Source organism: Shewanella sp. 5S214, from assembly GCF_041439795.1.
Classification (GTDB): domain Bacteria; phylum Pseudomonadota; class Gammaproteobacteria; order Enterobacterales; family Shewanellaceae; genus Shewanella; species Shewanella vesiculosa.
This window is the reverse complement of record NZ_JBGOOV010000010.1, coordinates 1-17,042: the sequence shown is the minus strand read 5'-3', so window position 1 is coordinate 17,042 and position 17,042 is coordinate 1. Positions and strand designations below refer to the sequence as shown.

Below are 17,042 nucleotides of genomic sequence, written 5' to 3'. Positions count from 1 at the left end.
CAGGTTTTTTTATTTATAAAAATAATAATCATATTAATCAATAAAAAGTACCTTAAAGTACCTATTAAACCATTTTGTACTCGCTGTTCATTACGCTGATTTCGCTCTAAGATACTGGCAATCGTAGTTGTGAGGTATCAAGATGTTAAATATGGATTTTAGTCAGCGAGTGGTGATTAACACTGCCGATCTTGAATGGCAAAATAGTCCCGCAGTGGGCGTATTGCGTAAGCGCTTAGCGCGTGAAGAGGCTGAACGTGGCCATGCAACCAGCATAGTGAAATATCAAGCCGGTGCTAAATTCAACTCACATCCTCATCCGTTAGGGGAAGAGATTTTAGTACTCGACGGAGTATTTTCTGATGAAACCGGAGATTATCCAGCAGGCTCGTATTTGCGTAACCCTGAAGGTTTTGTCCACGCGCCATTTAGCCAGCAAGGTTGTACGCTATTGGTTAAGCTACATCAGTTTCAAACCACTGATTCACAGCAAGTGGCTATCAATACCAAGCAAGCTGAGTGGCTGCCTGGCCATGGCAAATTACGAGTGATGCCGTTACACCAACATGGCACAGAATCGACTGCATTGGTCATGTGGCCCGCGGGGACACATTTTCAACCGCACCGTCATTTTGGTGGCGAAGAAATCTACGTGATTAGCGGAGAGTTTATCGATGAACTTGGGCGTTATCCTGCAGGGACGTGGATCCGCAGTCAGCATCTTAGTCAGCATAATCCGTATGTGGAACAAGATACGGTGATTTTGGTTAAAGTAGGCCACTTGTAATAATCGCTATAAACCCATAAAACGATGGCATTTAGTCGTTACATTCATTATAAAGACTTTACTGATTATTTTAGTAAAGAGTGAATTATGCATGTACCTGATAAGTGGGATATGGGTTCTAGAGAGTTAATACACCAGTTCATTAACCAATATGGTTTTGCGACTCTTGTGTCTACTGATTTAGAGGGCTCACACTTACCTTTACTACTCAAGGCCTCTGAGGGCGAAAATGGTACCTTGTATGGCCATTTTGCTCGTAGTAACTCCCATTGGAAACACATAGTAAACACCAAAGTTCTGTGCATTTTCAATGGTCCGCACGGTTATATCTCACCCACTTGGTATGACTCATATCCAGCTGTTCCGACTTGGAATTACAGCGTAGTACATGCAAAAGGCATTATTGAATTAACTGATGATACCACCACCGCACACGTACTCGAATCGACCATCCAACAATATGAACCTTCATTGCTCGAAAGTGGTGGTTTTATTGCAGATGATTACCAACAAAAATTAGCCAAGGGCATTGTTGGTTTTAAGATCGTCATCGATGAGTTACAAGGCAAACAAAAATTAGGCCAGCACCGTAACCAAAGCGATCAACAAGGTGTGGTTAAAGGATTATCACGGTCAAATAGAGCTGATGAAAAACAGCTATTAACTTATATGATGAACAATAACATAGGATTAGGTAATAAATAGGTGGTTCAATGGCGAAAATGTCGTTAGGATTAGCCTAAACAATCCTACCAATTCAGTCTGTTACATTCAATTACAGCATCACTCTTTAAGGACAAAAAGTGCATAGCGATGTTTCTTTAGCGCGGTTTAAGCAATTTCCAAGGTTAATGTGGATATTGCTATTTGGCTCGTTTATTACCCGTGGCAGTTATTTCATGGTGTGGCCATTTTTGGCTGTTATCTTGTATGAAAAATTTGCCTTAACTGCCACTGAAGTCGGTTTAGTGCTGTCGAGTGCGGCGATTATTTCGGTATTCACTAGCTTTATTGGTAGTGCATTGTCTGACCGAATTGGTCGCCAAATGCTCATGTACCTCACGGGTGTGCTCTATATCATCTCGTTTTCATTACTGGCACAAGTTGATTCAGTTAAAGGCTATGTAGTGGTGATGACATTGTGCTCTATTGCTACCTCGTTATGGCGACCTCTTACCTCTGCCACCATTGGTGATATTATTGATGATCCCCAATCCCGTGAATTGGCAATGCAATCACTGTATTTTGTCGTCAATGTGGGTTGTGCTGTCGGGCCTATGTTAGGTATTTGGTTAGGCTTAACCGGTAAACAATCGAGCTTTTATATTACTGCAGCGGCTTTTGCTGCTTTATTAGGGTTACTGTTTTGGGGATTTAGACATCAAACACGGCAAACTAGTCCATCAATAACCGAACAGGTGCCTGATGGGCTTATTCCCACCATGGGCGATGCAACATCAGCGGTTAAGCGAAAGCCTGCGGTGATGAGCCGCAAGCAAATAGTGGCGATTTTATTGCAAGACAAATTGCTTCAATGTCTTATTGTGGCGAATATTTTGTGTATGTTCATTTATGCTCAAATGGACAGTTCGCTTATTCAATATCTTACCCGAGCGAATGCGCCTAATTTACTGACGCTAATTTCTGCAATGATTTTTACCAATGCCTTGGTGATCATATCAACTCAATTTTTACTATTAAAATTAATGGCCGGCTCCAGTTTAATTCATCGGATCCAGTTCGGATTGATCCTGTTGATGTGCTCACAAGTGTGGTTAGCCTATAACCCGATTGATTTATTTTGGGGCTGGATTGGCGCCATTATTATCATGAGTTTAGCCGAAACCATTTTGTTCCCTACGATGAATGTGCATATTGATCGACTTGCGCCTAAACATTTGCGAGGAGCCTACTTTGGTGCGGCATCATTTTATGAAATTGGTTTCGCGTTTGCGCCATTGGGCGGCGGGATTATTCTGGATCATCTTGGAGGATATTGGTTATTTATTATCGGTGCCATCTTGTCGCTAGTAGTGATTTATTTATACAGTATTTTGGATAAGCTACCGAGACCTAATTTTGCTGCAATAGAGTTGAGCTAAAGGTCAAGCTCTTTGATGGTCAGTTACCATTAAGGCTTTTTCACTATAGTAAGTGGCGCTATTTTGCTATTGTTTTGCGTAATCTGATGTGGATGAGTTAACTTTTATTGTATTGAGGGAAGGGCGTATTTTATGGCTGTAACACAGATTAGTGAATTTATATCCTCTTTAACTGAGCGAGCGGAGACCGTGAGCTTTGAAGAGTCTATGGCATTGATCGATAGCCATTATGATTTTAGTCCAAGTGCATTTAAAAATGGTGATCTGCTCAATGAGGCAGGGCAGAATTCAGGTTCTTGTAAGATCTTGGCATTTGGACAAATTCATCAATTATCTAAGCCGCAAACCTTGGCAATGTTCGGCCAACATTATCGAGATGTTTTGGCCACGCCACAGGGCTCTGATCATCAAAATATCCGTCAGTTTTTACAACATGGTTGGCAAGGAGTGTTGTTTTCACAGTTGGCATTGGAACTGAAGTCATAGCCGTATAGAAACATGCTATCGATTAATGTCGACAACAGCGTGCAATAGCACTACATTTGCAGCCACATCAACCGTATCATTAAAAGTATTTGGTTTTAACGGTAAGGCATATCGTTGGTTAAGCATGTTTACTAGCGCCTATTTGATCGCAAAGGAATCAATTTTATGAATCGTTATATATTACCTCTTATTGTGTTAAGTACCTTAACGGTGCTTTCAGTCAGCCACAGTGTTGCTAAAGATCATGATTCGCATGAGCATAGCCATAAGCAAAAATCTGAAAAACACGACAAAAAACATCATAAGAAACATGATAATGATAGCAATAATTACCAGACTTATTTTAGTAATGACCGTCAGGTAATTATTAATAATTACTATTATACCAGCCGTGATGCCAAGCATTGTCCACCAGGGTTAGCCAAGAAACACAATCGCTGCGAACCACCGGGCAGTGTTAAACAATGGCGTAAAGGCCAAGCGCTGCCTGCGGATGTTGTTTACTATGATGTGCCTTCTGCACTAACCGTCCAGCTAGGACGGACACCTGAAGGACAGAAAATTGTTCGTGTGGGGACTGATTTACTATTGATCAGTGTTGGTACTGGTATGGTGATAGATGCAATACAAGATCTTAATGATGTGTTGTAGGGAGTTGCTATAACACTTGATTAGGATAAAGCTATTACAAGGCTTTTAGTGCCTTGCTTAATACACGGGTTTATCCCAAAAAATGTTAATGTTTATCGCCTCCCCGCTCAAGCCAACTGTTATCTGCATTGCAATAAAAAGCCGACCCCAGGTCGGCTTTTGTTTAAGCTGATATGTTACACATGTTTAATCATGTTCGAATATCACTTCCTTTAAATCACTGATCGTATTCAAGGTTAAATCGCCTGGTTGAGGACTCCAAGTCACTCGCAGGTAGTTAGCTAAGTCTCTTAGCTGCTCATCGGTAAATTTATCAGCATAGCCTGGCATGGCATAAAAGCTGGTGGTAGTGTTGTAATGTTGGCTTTTAATTCCCTTTAACATCACCGCGACTATGTTGTGGGGGCTGGCTTTATCTAAAGTGGCATTTCCTGCCATGGCAGGGGCCACATTAGGTCGACCTTCACCACTTTGACCATGACAACCGGCGCAATATCCCATGTAGAGATCATACCCTGGTAATTTACGCTGATGGCCGTTAAAGGTGAGCGCTTTCGCGGCTATCTTCTTATCGGTATCGAGTAAGTAACTGCTTACTGCGAACATATCATCGTCAGTTAAGTGGCTAAAGCTGTGGTACACCACAGGATACATGCCACCAAATACTGTACCTTTTCGAGAATACCCCTCAGTAAACAGCGACTTTAAATCATCATGAGTCCAGTTTTGGCGATTCAGTTCGGCTGGAGTAATATTCGATGCTTCAAGCCCTTCGATAATTGCACCTTGAAAGTGTTTGTCTTGCTCCATGGCAAATAAGCTGTCTCTTGGAGTATGACATTCAGCACAATGGCCCAAAGCATTGACTAAATAGTTACCGCGGTTCCAACGTTCACTCTTATCTTTTTTAGGGGTAAACTTTTTTGCATCATGGGCGACTAAATTCCATGCCTTAAGGCCAAAGCGGACGTTAAAAGGGAAGTAGACATCATTGTCGAGATTAGCTTGTTTAATGGGTTTGGTGCCCATCAAATAAGCATAAATCGCTTGGGTATCTTCATCGGTTAACAGGCTGTAAGACGTATAAGGCATCGCAGGATATAGATTACCGTTTATGCCGACACCATGATGCATAGCATCAAAAAAATCTTCGTAGCTGTATTTACCTATACCTGTTTCTTTGTCTGAGGTGATATTGGTTGAGTACACAGCGCCAAATGGCGTTTCGAACGGTAAACCACCGGCTAATTCGCGGCCACCCACTGCGGTATGGCAAGCCACACAGTCACCTATCTTCATCAGATAAGCACCGCGTTCGATGTCACCACTATTATTGACACGCTCATCGGCCGCGCTACAAGAACTGGCGAACACGCTTAGACCTATGGTCAATAATAAATTTTGACCTAGTTTACCAACCTTTATAAGGCGGGCAGTATATTGTTGGTCGCATGGTTTCATGAGAGTGTTAACCCCTTTGTTTTGAGGATTAAATCTTTCATCGCCGCATAGTATTTAACGTAGCCAGTACAGCGACATACGTGCTCAGCTAAGGCCTCTTCTATCACTTGCTCCACTTTATCTTTGGCGATAGGTTTACGTTCCAGTCGTTCTATCAGTGCCGTCGATTCATTAACAAATCCTGATGTACACCAACCGCATTGAAACGAGAAATGTTCCAAGAAAGTTTGTTGTACTGGGCTCAGTGTAGTGATTTCGCCTTGAGCATTTTGCTTGGCATGGCCTTCAATGGTACGAATACGTTTGCCATTAAACCGCTCGACGCCGTTGATACAAGTGCGGACAACTTCACTCATGCCTTGGTCGTCATCGACGATGACAGTGCAGGCATGACAGACGCCAACGCCGCAACCAAACTTAGTGCCAGTGAGATTTAAATACTCATGTAAAAATTCAATCATCATGGTGCCATCGCCGACATCAATCGGGCCAACAGCTTGGTTATTTATGGTTAACTTTATTGACTGGCTCATGCCATGGCCTCCTTGATTTTTTTCGCTGTCATAGGCAGATCGTAAAAGCGCACTTGAGTCGCCTGATAAACAGCTTCAACCAGTGCGGAAACGACAGGTATCATCACCACTTCGGCAATACCACGGCTTGGATCTGTTTCAGACAATTGCGGTAAAATAGTATGTCGCTGACTCCAAACGCCAACATGTCTTGCTAGCGGTACCTTATAGCGATTGAGGTTCCACGTACCGTTACCAGCCCCTGCTTCAAATGGCGGTAATTCTTCATGTAGAGCATGGCCAATTCCCATAGCAAGACCGCCTTGAATTTGCCCCTCAACTAATTCGTTCACAATCACTTTACCGGCTTCTAACCAAGTGTGAGAACTCAGTAATGTGACTTCACCATTGCCTTCATTTACTGCCACTTCGACTAAGGTTGCGCACGGAGCATAATAAGTCACCATGGCATTATTTAGCTCAGCTTTGGGGTAGCGCATAGCTTGGCGATCGATTAAGTGATAACCGTTAGAGTTCATGCGAGCGATACGAGCAGCGCTGCCATGATATTTATCACCTTTTCCGTATTGCAATGCTAAGGCATCTAGCGCGATACGCTCCTTGGTACCGAAAATCTCAAAATCCGCTTCGGCCCACGCCCAGCGGTTAAAGGCATGACCCATTACGCCAACCACTAAGCCCAAATCATGGGCGCGTTTAGCCAAGATATCGATTGAAAGCGGAGGGAAGCCCAATGCAGTTAGCTTGCCGCCAGTCCAACGGCCATCGCGGGGGTCATTGAGATTGGTTGCGCCCATTGGCGTATTGAAATACAACTCGTTCCAAATAGACACGGCTGCGGGCCACAGTCCGTGACGATAAATAATATCGGCGGCAATACGGGTAACATGGCTTTGATAATACGCCGACATCGATGCCGATGATGCCATGGCTTTAACCGGTGTCCAGCGAGGGTTAGCGGCCATTTCATCTTGGCGTTGTTGTGAAATAATATAAGGATTGTCGGTTTGTACTAATTGCATCGCATCCCAAATATCGATTTCGGCCAGTTTCACTTCGTCGGCAAAATTCCCTAGTGATTCACTCACCACTACAGCTTGAGAGGTTTGCGTGCCAGTACCCATTTCGATAAAGCCAATATCCAAGCTTATTTTACCGTCTTTAGACAATTGAATCGCAGCGCTGGGAGCCGCGGCGCCTGTACCATAGTCTTTAGTGGCAATACCAAAACCAACGCCATAGCGCATGCCAGGGTGTTTCGCTTCATAGTCTTTTTTATTGATTACGCGTTGTTGCCACACGGTATCTTGTTCGGCCATGTCGAGCATTTCACGATAGCGCAGGGTGCCGTTAGGTATTGCACCTTGGGTATTACGTTGCCCCGAAACCATCACATTAGCCGCTCGTAACTTAAACGGATCGACCTCTAGCTCAGCTGATATCTCATGGATCATACTTTCCATTGCGGTCATCGATTGCAATGTGCCATAACCCCGCATCGAACCCGCATCAGGATTACGCGATGCATAAGCGGTGGCGACAATGTCATTACGCGGGGTGTAGTAAATGCTTTGCATTGCTGTCGCGCCAACCGAGGTTACTGATGGGCTGAAGTTTTCACGTCCACCGCCATCAACCGTCATCTGTGAAGTTAATGCTTGAATTTTTAGGGTCGCTTTATCGACAGCTAAGCGGCTTTTCATGGTAAATGGATGGCGCTTTAGACCTGATTGAAATTGCTCAAATCTGTCGTTGGCTATACTTACTGGCCCCTTGGCATAAATGGTTGCCAGTACACCATAGTAAGGAAATATCGAATGATCTTTCGCGCCAAAACCGCCACCAATATAAGGCGAGTGCACCACGAGATTATTCACTTTACCCGCTAATGGCCCCGACGACAGCATGTGCACGGCCATCTCTTGGAAGTCTTGTGGCGATTGTGCAGTAATCACGGTATGGAATGTTTGGCTATTGGCATCAAACCAACCATTGAAGGCCTCAGGTTCCATCATCATAGGATCAATGATTTGAGTGCGATATTCTCGTTCTAATACTTGCCATTGCTGACTCGTTTTAGCACTTTCAATTTGTTTATCTATTTCGCCAGCATAAAAAAGACCGCGCTCAGACACTGAGCCTTGGGCATTTGCATCACCTGACCATTCGGGTTTGTAGTTTTTAATATTGGGAAAAAACAACCCATCGTGCAGTGGACTGTATGTATCCTCACTGGCACCATCTTCACCTTCTACCCGAATAATACGCCAATTGGCATAAGGGTTTTTAGTCTCGGATACAAAAGGCGTTTCTTCACCATAGCGCAACAAAGCCTTGTCAAATTGCAGTAAAGATTTAGCTTGTTTAAAGGCATGAAAACTGTCGAATAATAAAATCGCTACTGCATGCCCCAGATAATCTGCGGTCTGTCCCTCGGCCAGCAACATATTATCACCGTAAAAGTCAGGCAACTTAACCTTGTCGCGGGCAAGATCTGCCGCAGTGATCACCTTGTAGGGTTTAGCCGAAGCGGGGAGATGGTCGAGCGAGAAGCCTTGATAAACATGGGCTGCATCAGTGGCTCGCAGGATAAAAGCATAGCCTTGCTGTTTTGGCCATCCTGCCATATCCATTGCGCGGTAGTCGCGGCCATAGACTTTTTGGCCAGTAACTTTGGCAATACCGTCGTTACGAAATTTGGGAGTAGATTGCCCGTTAGTCTGAGTTTGCCATTGTGCTGCTAGTTCTGGAGAAATAATCGACGCATTGGCTCGACTCATTTCCCACAGTAAAGGCGCTGAATAAACAGCGACGCCACCAATCACGCATTGTTTGATAAAGGTCCGTCTCGACGCATTAGATACATCCATATCTCACCTCTGAAATTTTAATAGTAAAATCAGGCTCTAATGTAATATGCGCCTGATAAGCTTTTTCCTTGATGGTAATTTTCACTGTTAAATAATGTTGATTATCAACATAACGTATAACCAAGTTAGCACGATAAAATTGCAAATAACAATTGCAAACCGCTTTGCTAATGGGCAGTACATCAGCCATCTTTTAGGTTAAGTGATAATACTAAATAGAACATAATCATATAGTTGTAGACATATACTATGTGCAGCGCTATCTTAAGCCTACTACAAGGATCAACCTTAAGCGCTTAATCTTGGCGATTAATGGCAAATGGCATCAGGATGATGTGTCACGTAGCGCTTACGACACCACAATGACTTTCTTGGCAATCCATTTTCAACTTGTTGATAATTAATATATCTTTAGCCTAATTCACCTAGATAATCTCTGTGTTTTTAAGTGAGTTAGCCGGTTATTGTAGCTTGCTAAGCGGTGCTGAGATTAACAACAGAATGATAAACTTGATGGCATTGAGTGAAATACAAGTCGATAAGCTTACCACAGAGTTGCTTTATGGTTAATTACTACCATTAATTGATAGATTCAAAAGGGGATCTATTTAGTTGCTAGGAATGAAATGCATTTACCCACGCTGATTGTCATTACTTTACTCACCAATTTGTTGATTGGTTTTTACCTGTCGATACTTTATCGACGCAGACCTAAAGACAAGTGTTTTAAATATTGGGCGCTATCATGTGGCTGCTTTGTGTTTGGCATTTCAGCCTCGGTCTCTAGAGGATATGACGTTCCGGCATTTTTTAGTTTTTTTATCGCTGATTTCTTCCTCATTGTCACAGCAGTATTAGTCTTACTTGGGTTAATACGCTTTTCACGATTTCGTTTCACTAAAGCTAAACGCCAGCGTAGTATCGCCATTCTCTGTTTAATGACTTTGGCACTATTCTTTAGCTATCATAATCCGGCGTTAGTTACCCTAGTCGGTTCCTTGAGTGTTGCAATGCTATTTATTGCCGGTGCCTGGCTTATTAGGCGTTCAGTATTTAATGAACCTATCTACACAGGAACACTGCAGTTCATTTTTATTTTGCACAGTGTCGTTTTGATAGTTCAAGCCGCACTCGTTTGTTTTCATTGGGATAACATCAATTACAGTGGTTTGCCTGAACAGGCCATATACACTCTGCTTAGCCACGTTACATTGACAACACTTACAGCTTTATTATTGCCTTGGTTGTCATTTTTAAAACTGGAACGGAGTCTTACTATCAAGTCACAACGGGATGGTTTGACTAAGCTGGCTAATCGCACATTCTTTTTCAGCCAGGTTGAACGTCATTGGCTGCAATACCCGCAGGTAAAGGTCGTGTTGATGATGATTGATATTGATCATTTTAAGGAGATCAACGATAAATTCGGCCATCACGTTGGCGATATAGCCCTTAAAGCGGTAGCTGACATTATGTCTAAAGGACTCAGAAGCCACGATCTTATCGGTCGTATTGGTGGTGAAGAGTTTGCTGTTATCTTATATAACATTGAGTTAGATGTAGCGCAGCAAATTGCTAACCGTCTGTGTAATCAAGTTATGAAGCAAATGGCTGTTATCGATGGCCATAATATTAATTTGACCATCAGTATCGGTATGGTGCAAGTTTTGCCAGCCCATAATCAGATCCATGGCGCTTTTAAAGTTGCCGATGAGGCGTTATATCACAGTAAACACAGTGGCCGAAATACGGTTACCTTAGGTCAACTTACTGAGGTATAAAGCTAATAGAGGCCCGATGCTTACGCTGTCCTCAACCTAGTCATGGCGCTTAATTAATGTTTAACAGCAAATGACATGATTGATGGATACCCTGTTGCAAAGCCATTGTTAAACTAACAAAGAGATTGAGATATTAACCAATGCCTCAATCTCTTTGTGTATAAAACGTAGAAATAGAATTAACTAATATTAAGTATTAAGTTGATTGGCAAACTGACCAACCGCATTAACAACCTTTTGTGCCCCATCTTGAATTTCTGACATTACCTCTCCAGATTGGGTAGACAGAGTTAATCCTTGTAGTGCTTGTTTTTTCCCCGCCTCAATCATGCTAACGGCATTTTCAGTGAGTTTTTTGTTTTTAGACACTACCTCAACGATTTCTTCGGTAGCCTTGCTGGTGCGGGATGCCAGCTGTCTAACTTCATCGGCAACCACTGCAAAACCTCGGCCTTGTTCGCCAGCGCGAGCCGCCTCAATCGCGGCATTTAATGCCAGTAGATTCGTTTGGTCGGCGATACCACTGATACTTTGCACCAGTGCCCCAATCATTTGCGACTGTTTGTCTAAATCTTCTATCCCTTGGGCTGCAGCGTTCATTTGTAACGCTAACTTGTTCATGACCTCAACCATCTCTAACAACACTTTATTACCTCTTTGTGCTGTTATATCGGTTTGTTGAGAGGTGCTGTAAGCGATATCGGCCGCTTCTGATATTGCCTGTTCACGGTTAACTTGGTCTGTAATGACAGTCGCAAATTTCACTACTTTGTACAGCTTATTATAGCTGTCGAAAATCGGGTTGTAGGAGGCTTCTAACCAAACAACTCTGCCATAGCTATCAACACGTTTAAAGCGATCTGCAACAAAATTTCCGTTACGAAGTTTTTCCCAAAAATGTTGATATTCGGTGGAGTTATACTCCTGCGGTTCACAGAAAATTTTGTGATGCTTACCGACAAGTTGGTTTTTTTTGTAGCCCATGGCATTTAAAAAATTATCATTTGCTGTTAACACAGTGCCATCTAAATCAAACTCAATAACCGCAGTAGAGCGTTGTAAAGCTTGGATTAAATCCTCATGCTCTTTTGAGGTTTCAATCGTGCGGGTAAGATCATTGGCGTATATCGAGAAATATTTTACTTCTCCGCTGCTCTTTTTTACCGGCTGTAAAATTGCCCTTAGCCAAGCCTCTTCACCATTACCTTTAATTATTTGCAGTGCGCCAGCCCAATGTTGCGACTGTTTTATCGCAGTACACATTGACTTGTAATGAGCTGTTCCTCTGGCGCGTTGGGGCACCATATCAATTAACTGTTGTCCAATGGGAGAGTGTTGTTGAAACAACATGTCATTAGTAAAATGTTGATTTACTTCAGTCACTTTGCCATCAGCAGCCAGTGTCATTGATATCATCTCACTATCGAGACTTTTTCTGACTTGCTGCATGGAGAACAATTCTTCTTTCAATTGTTCATTTTCTTGCTTTAAGCGACCATTAAACATCAACATATAGATTTCCAATAAGAGTTATTAATTAAGTTATTGAGATGAATTAGCTTAATAGGCAGGTTTATGAGTACTGATACGTAATAATTAACGCAATAGATCAGTTTGGTATCAAAACTGTAGACCTAGTACACTAATATCTCCTCAAGTAAAAGTCAGTATTTTAATGATTATTTAACTTAGTGACGATAAATCATCTTATTACTGTTAATTCACCTTGCTGGTTTTTTTGAGTCGTAATTCCGTTTTGTCTTTGGGGAAGGTATCAACAGTTTACGATCGCAAGCTTGGCCTTGTATTGCCAGAAGAGGCTGCATTTAACCCTCCGAATAGGCGTGGTTTAATCGCTGCACATGCTGGTTCTGTGGCTTGTTCGAGACTGTCCTCAATGTTACTTTCAGGCTCAATTCTCCCATAGCAATGATTTGATCATTCCTAATGTATCTATGTCTCATTTACTTAACTCTATGCTTGAGCTAAACCTTAGCTTCGTTAACACTATGTAAAGCGTTAGCTTGGCCCTGACATCACAATAGCGTCATTATGTTGAGTAATATTAATGAAACCAATAATTTGTAGCAGTGCATTAGAGGCCGTTTCATTTATTGAAAATGGTGAAACCTTATGGACTCACTCTATGGGGGCAACCCCCATATTACTGCTCGATGCGTTAGCCAAACATGCGTTAACAAAGCATGGTTTAACATTATTGCAGTTACATACCGAGGGGGCCGAGTCGCTAAGTGATCTCCGTTTAAAGGATCATATTCGCCATCGTTGCTTCTTTGCCGGATCACCCACGCGGTTGTTGCTACAAGGAGGTGATGCCGATTATGTGCCCATTTTTCTTTCTGAAGTGCCTAAATTGTTTCGTTCTGGCGAGCAGCACATCGATACTGCCATTATCCAAGTGTCTCCACCGGATAAGCACGGTATCTGTTCTTTAGGCATATCGGTCGAGGCCACGCTAGCGGCTTGCCAAATGGCGGGTAAAATCATTGCTCATATTAATCCTATGATGCCTCGTACTCATGGTGATGGCTTTATTCATTATAATAAGTTGGCCGCAGTGTATGAGCAGAGCATGCCGTTACCACAACATTTATTCGCTCCAAGCGATGCAATCAGCCTGGCCATCGGCCAACATGTGGCAAAACTGGTAGGTGATGGTGCTTGCTTACAGATGGGCATAGGTGCGATCCCTGATGCTGTGCTGGCATGTTTAACCGCACATAAAGATTTGGGCGTACACACAGAGCTTTTCTCTGATGGGGTGCTTAATCTGATTGAACTTGGAGTGATAAACAATAGTCTTAAGAAAGTTCATCCCGGCAAGACTGTGACAGGCTTTGCATTGGGTAGCCAACGACTTTATGATTTTGTAGATGACAACCCTTCGGTAATATTCATGGATATTGAGCAGGTTAATGACACGGCTATTATCCGTAAAAACCCCAATGTGATGGCAATAAACTCAGCGTTACAGGTCGATATTTCAGGGCAGGTGTGTGCTGATTCACTGGGCACTCAAATATACTCAGGTGTAGGTGGTCAGATGGACTTTATACGCGGCGCAGGCCTTTCTGAAGGCGGCCGTTCTGTCATCGCATTGCCCAGTACTGCGGCTAATGGCACAGTCTCACGGATTGCCACAGTACTATCGCCAGGGGCTGGCGTAGTAACCACTCGTGCGCATGTGCATTATATTGTCACCGAGTATGGAACCGCTTATTTACGCGGTAAATCGTTACGCGAGAGAGCCCGAGCACTGATTGATATTGCCCACCCTAAGTTTAGAGAGCAGCTTTGCCGAGAAACCTTTGATACTTGGCGACTTAAGGTTTAGCGTTACCCTAGATTACTCTAGTCATTACGCCAATGTTATTGAGTCTGTACTTAGTTTGTTGTATCTACAGGTTATATTAGATTGATGAATTAAACGACTCACGCTGCTTGCAACGATTAACCTCGGAGTAAAAATCACTATAATGACGGTGAATATTGGGGTAGGTTAATCGGCAATAATTCACTAAAAAATAGTGACTTAATTATAATCATTTAACTGTTATTAGCTTACTGAATTGATATAAACTTTGGCCATTAACTGTATCAGAGGGTATTCGTCGTATGAGTACATTAACAAAAGGTTCACGCCAATCAGGTTTTACCCTGATAGAGCTAGTGGTTGTTATTATTATTTTAGGCATTTTGGCAGTAGTTGCTGCACCTAAATTTATCAATTTAAAAACTGACGCCCATATAGCCGCTATTGAGGGGGCGACAGGGTCGATCAAAACAGCGGTCACTTTATTTAAAACCAAAACACTGACATCGGGTAATACATTAACTGATACTGTTGAGTTTTCTGGTATAAAAGGCAGTAATTACCAGCCTTGGGCTGCTGCGGCCAATCCAACCGGAACTGGTTTTAACGCCGGTTATACTTCTGCACCAGAGATATTCAAAGCAGCAGGTTTGGACGTTAATGACTGGGCTTATCGCATTTACACATTGAGTGGGAGTTATATTCTTGCTGCAGCACCCAAAGGTGTTTTGGCTGTAGCTGAGCCAACGTCGGCTGAGGTTATCGCGACGAGTTGTTACTTCCAATATCATTGGAAGACTGCTGGTGAACCAGAGATTACCAAGGTAATTACAGGGTGTTAATAACTCAGTGGTCATCCACTGAGTTGCTGTTTCGCTTATGGCCTGCGGCCACTAACGGCTAACACTTTAGTGCCGCAGGCGATAATATGATAAAGAAGATTAAACGATTATTCGTTTAACACACCAACAAGGTTTATGATTTAATAGTCTCAATAATGAAGTTGATGAGGTCTAATCATGATAATAGCCTGTCCCCATTGCGATACCTTAAATCGCGTCCCTGAAGAACGTCTTGAACAACAACCCACTTGTGGAAAGTGCAAACAGAGCCTATTTGTGGGTGAGCCGATAACACTAACTGCCGCAAATTTTAGTCACCATGCTAATAAATCAGAACTGCCACTGGTGGTCGACTTTTGGGCTAGCTGGTGTGGTCCGTGTAAAAACTTTGCCCCAGTATTTACACAAGCAGCTAAAAAATGGGAGCCCAAATTTCGTTTCGGCAAACTCAACACAGAAGAGCAACAAGCTCTCGCTGCCCAATTCAATATTCGCTCTATTCCAACCTTGATGGTATTTAAACAAGGCAAAGTTGTTGCACAGCAATCGGGCGCTATGCCTGCATCATCATTTAACCAATGGCTAGAGTCGATTAAATAGATTGTGGACGTTAGATTACTCATTAAAAACGCGATAAACTATCGCGTTTTTGCTTAGCTTTATTTTGATTGTTGTTTAAAAGGATTTGATAAACATGAAAAAAATCTTAGTTATCTGCTTATTTGGCCTCGCATTATTTAGCTTTTTAGACCGAAAGGTTTCAACCACTCAAATTGTACAAAACGTTTATGCTGATTATACCGCTGACAGTGACAGTGTGTTGCAAAATGCTATTGATAATAAGCTAAGTAACCTTCAAGTTGGTGGTTCAGGGGATGTGGTAAAAATTCTTGCTGACGATCTGAAAGGCAGTCGCCACCAACGATTTATTCTGAAAATTGCCGGCGGTAACACGCTATTAGTTGCCCATAATATTGATTTAGCCCCACGGATAGAAAACTTAAATGTCGGCGATACGGTCGAGTTTTACGGCGTTTATGAATTTAACAACAAAGGCGGCGTTATTCATTGGACTCACCACGACCCACGTGGACAACATCAAAGTGGCTGGTTAAAGCACAATGACAGTATTTATAAATAAACAGTCGCTTGACTCAGGTTCAGTAAACTTAACAATTCGCTCAATTTACTATCCGTTTATTTCTACCTAATGATATTTGAACCGAGTAAAGTTGTTACACAACGATCCAGTACCATGCCTGCATCATCATTTAACCAATGGCTAGAGTCGATTAAATGAGTTTAGTGTCAGTAAAGATAAGTGTGTAGTGTCAATATGAAGCTAAGTTTAATGGGGGAATAATAGAGTTCGGGAGTCTGGTACTTATACATCATGGATCAGTTAATAGGATAAGGGATTACTTACGTATTCGGGTACGTAAATAAAAGGTCTCGGTCCTGATGATATATTACAGTGACCGAGACCTTTGTTAGCGTCATTATAATTATTATTTGTGAACTGACTTAATCGCTTCTTTTACACTACTATACAAGCGTGAAAGCATTCTATTGAAAATGGCTCGAATAGTGGCATAAGTTAAGTCAACTACGGTTGTGACTACAGCCCCTGCAAAAGACAACATATGGCCGAGTAGGCCTCTGACATCGTCGGCGAAAGAATCTGCCGCGGCAGCAATTTTTTCAAGGGTTTTGGCGACAAGATCATAGAATGTCAAACCGTAAGAAGCCGTCGCTTGCGCTACAATTGCACCATAATAGCCTGCCTCTTTTAAGACAGTAATTAATGCTGCACTGAGTTTGTCGCTCCACTGATCTGAATAGCTTGCTTGATTGCGGTTTTCATAACGTAATTTTACCGGCTTTAAATATTCGCTAGCTTTAACATGTAAATGGCCCCAATGCTCAGTGTTTGCAGAGACTAAATAACCTGGTTCGGCTCCAGCTTTAGGATCCATACCATGAGCACTAATCCTCAAACCTTGACTGTTATCTAAGCGATATTCCACTCCTTGATAAGGCGCATGAATAAAAGGCCATAAAGGCACTTTTGGGACTACATCAGCGCCGTGGGTGCAGCGAAAAATTTGATTTAGTCTATGGGTGTTAGCCGAGGCAAAACCTTGTTGTCCAACTCTTGGGGAGCCAAAAGTGTATAAATTAATATTTGAAGCGTA

Annotated in this window: 14 protein-coding genes and 1 pseudogene; 10 read left to right on the top strand and 5 right to left on the bottom strand. The window is 42.5% G+C overall.

Annotated elements, in window-relative coordinates:
• Nucleotides 1-142 precede the first annotated feature (142 nt).
• From ACED29_RS08555 to ACED29_RS08535, 5 genes are all read left to right on the top strand, one after another.
• Entirely contained in the window at nt 143-787 is a 645-nt protein-coding gene (locus ACED29_RS08555) for a cupin domain-containing protein (protein WP_371697467.1), read from the top strand.
• An 87-nt stretch (nt 788-874) separates the two neighbouring features.
• Entirely contained in the window at nt 875-1,492 is a 618-nt protein-coding gene (locus ACED29_RS08550) for an FMN-binding negative transcriptional regulator (RefSeq protein ID WP_182722701.1), read from the top strand.
• A 98-nt stretch (nt 1,493-1,590) separates the two neighbouring features.
• Nucleotides 1,591-2,889 carry an MFS transporter gene (locus ACED29_RS08545; RefSeq protein ID WP_371697466.1) on the top strand — a complete coding sequence of 433 codons (1,299 nt, stop codon included), beginning with the start codon at nt 1,591-1,593 and terminating at the stop codon, nt 2,887-2,889.
• 132 nt (nt 2,890-3,021) lie between these two features.
• Nucleotides 3,022-3,375 carry a HopJ type III effector protein gene (locus ACED29_RS08540; protein ID WP_182697475.1) on the top strand — a complete coding sequence of 118 codons (354 nt, stop codon included), beginning with the start codon at nt 3,022-3,024 and terminating at the stop codon, nt 3,373-3,375.
• A gap of 165 nt (nt 3,376-3,540) precedes the next feature.
• Nucleotides 3,541-4,026 (top strand): hypothetical protein, encoded by a 486-nt coding sequence (locus tag ACED29_RS08535; RefSeq protein ID WP_182697474.1) that lies wholly within the window; start codon nt 3,541-3,543, stop codon nt 4,024-4,026.
• Between the two features lie 186 nt (nt 4,027-4,212).
• On the opposite strand, the gene ACED29_RS08530 is transcribed toward ACED29_RS08535, so the two are convergent.
• From ACED29_RS08530 to ACED29_RS08520, 3 genes are read right to left on the bottom strand one after another with little or no spacing between them, the layout of a single operon-like run.
• Nucleotides 4,213-5,487, bottom strand: a complete 1,275-nt coding sequence (locus tag ACED29_RS08530; RefSeq protein WP_371697465.1) for a c-type cytochrome — start codon at nt 5,485-5,487, stop codon at nt 4,213-4,215.
• Nucleotides 5,484-6,020, bottom strand: coding sequence for a (2Fe-2S)-binding protein (locus tag ACED29_RS08525; protein WP_124015592.1), 537 nt, complete (start codon nt 6,018-6,020; stop codon nt 5,484-5,486). The genes ACED29_RS08530 and ACED29_RS08525 overlap by 4 nt, the downstream gene beginning before the upstream one ends.
• Nucleotides 6,017-8,890, bottom strand: a complete 2,874-nt coding sequence (locus ACED29_RS08520; RefSeq protein WP_182722705.1) for a xanthine dehydrogenase family protein molybdopterin-binding subunit — start codon at nt 8,888-8,890, stop codon at nt 6,017-6,019. The genes ACED29_RS08525 and ACED29_RS08520 overlap by 4 nt, the downstream gene beginning before the upstream one ends.
• A 626-nt stretch (nt 8,891-9,516) precedes the next feature.
• On the opposite strand from ACED29_RS08520, the gene ACED29_RS08515 reads away from it, so the two are divergent.
• The gene (locus ACED29_RS08515; protein WP_371697464.1) at nt 9,517-10,671 is read left to right on the top strand and encodes a diguanylate cyclase; all 1,155 of its coding nucleotides are present in this window, start codon (nt 9,517-9,519) and stop codon (nt 10,669-10,671) included.
• A gap of 189 nt (nt 10,672-10,860) precedes the next feature.
• Here ACED29_RS08515 and ACED29_RS08510 read toward each other — a convergent pair whose 3' ends face one another.
• Entirely contained in the window at nt 10,861-12,183 is a 1,323-nt protein-coding gene (locus ACED29_RS08510) for a PAS domain-containing methyl-accepting chemotaxis protein (protein ID WP_371697463.1), read from the bottom strand.
• 556 nt (nt 12,184-12,739) lie between these two features.
• On the opposite strand from ACED29_RS08510, the gene ACED29_RS08505 reads away from it, so the two are divergent.
• The 4 genes from ACED29_RS08505 (at nt 12,740) to ACED29_RS08490 (ending at nt 15,988) form a co-directional block, all read left to right on the top strand.
• On the top strand, nt 12,740-14,026 hold the full coding sequence (locus ACED29_RS08505) for an acetyl-CoA hydrolase/transferase family protein (protein WP_371697462.1): 1,287 nt from the start codon (nt 12,740-12,742) through the stop codon (nt 14,024-14,026).
• 281 nt (nt 14,027-14,307) lie between these two features.
• Entirely contained in the window at nt 14,308-14,847 is a 540-nt protein-coding gene (locus ACED29_RS08500; protein WP_182697468.1) for a type II secretion system protein, read from the top strand.
• 177 nt (nt 14,848-15,024) lie between these two features.
• Nucleotides 15,025-15,447 (top strand): thioredoxin TrxC, encoded by a 423-nt coding sequence (gene trxC / locus ACED29_RS08495; protein ID WP_182755003.1) that lies wholly within the window; start codon nt 15,025-15,027, stop codon nt 15,445-15,447.
• Between the two features lie 94 nt (nt 15,448-15,541).
• Nucleotides 15,542-15,988 carry a DUF3465 domain-containing protein gene (locus ACED29_RS08490; protein WP_371697461.1) on the top strand — a complete coding sequence of 149 codons (447 nt, stop codon included), beginning with the start codon at nt 15,542-15,544 and terminating at the stop codon, nt 15,986-15,988.
• A gap of 367 nt (nt 15,989-16,355) precedes the next feature.
• Here the strand turns inward: ACED29_RS08490 and ACED29_RS08485 are convergent.
• Nucleotides 16,356-17,042 (bottom strand): annotated as a pseudogene (locus ACED29_RS08485) (lipase family protein); the annotation flags it as partial.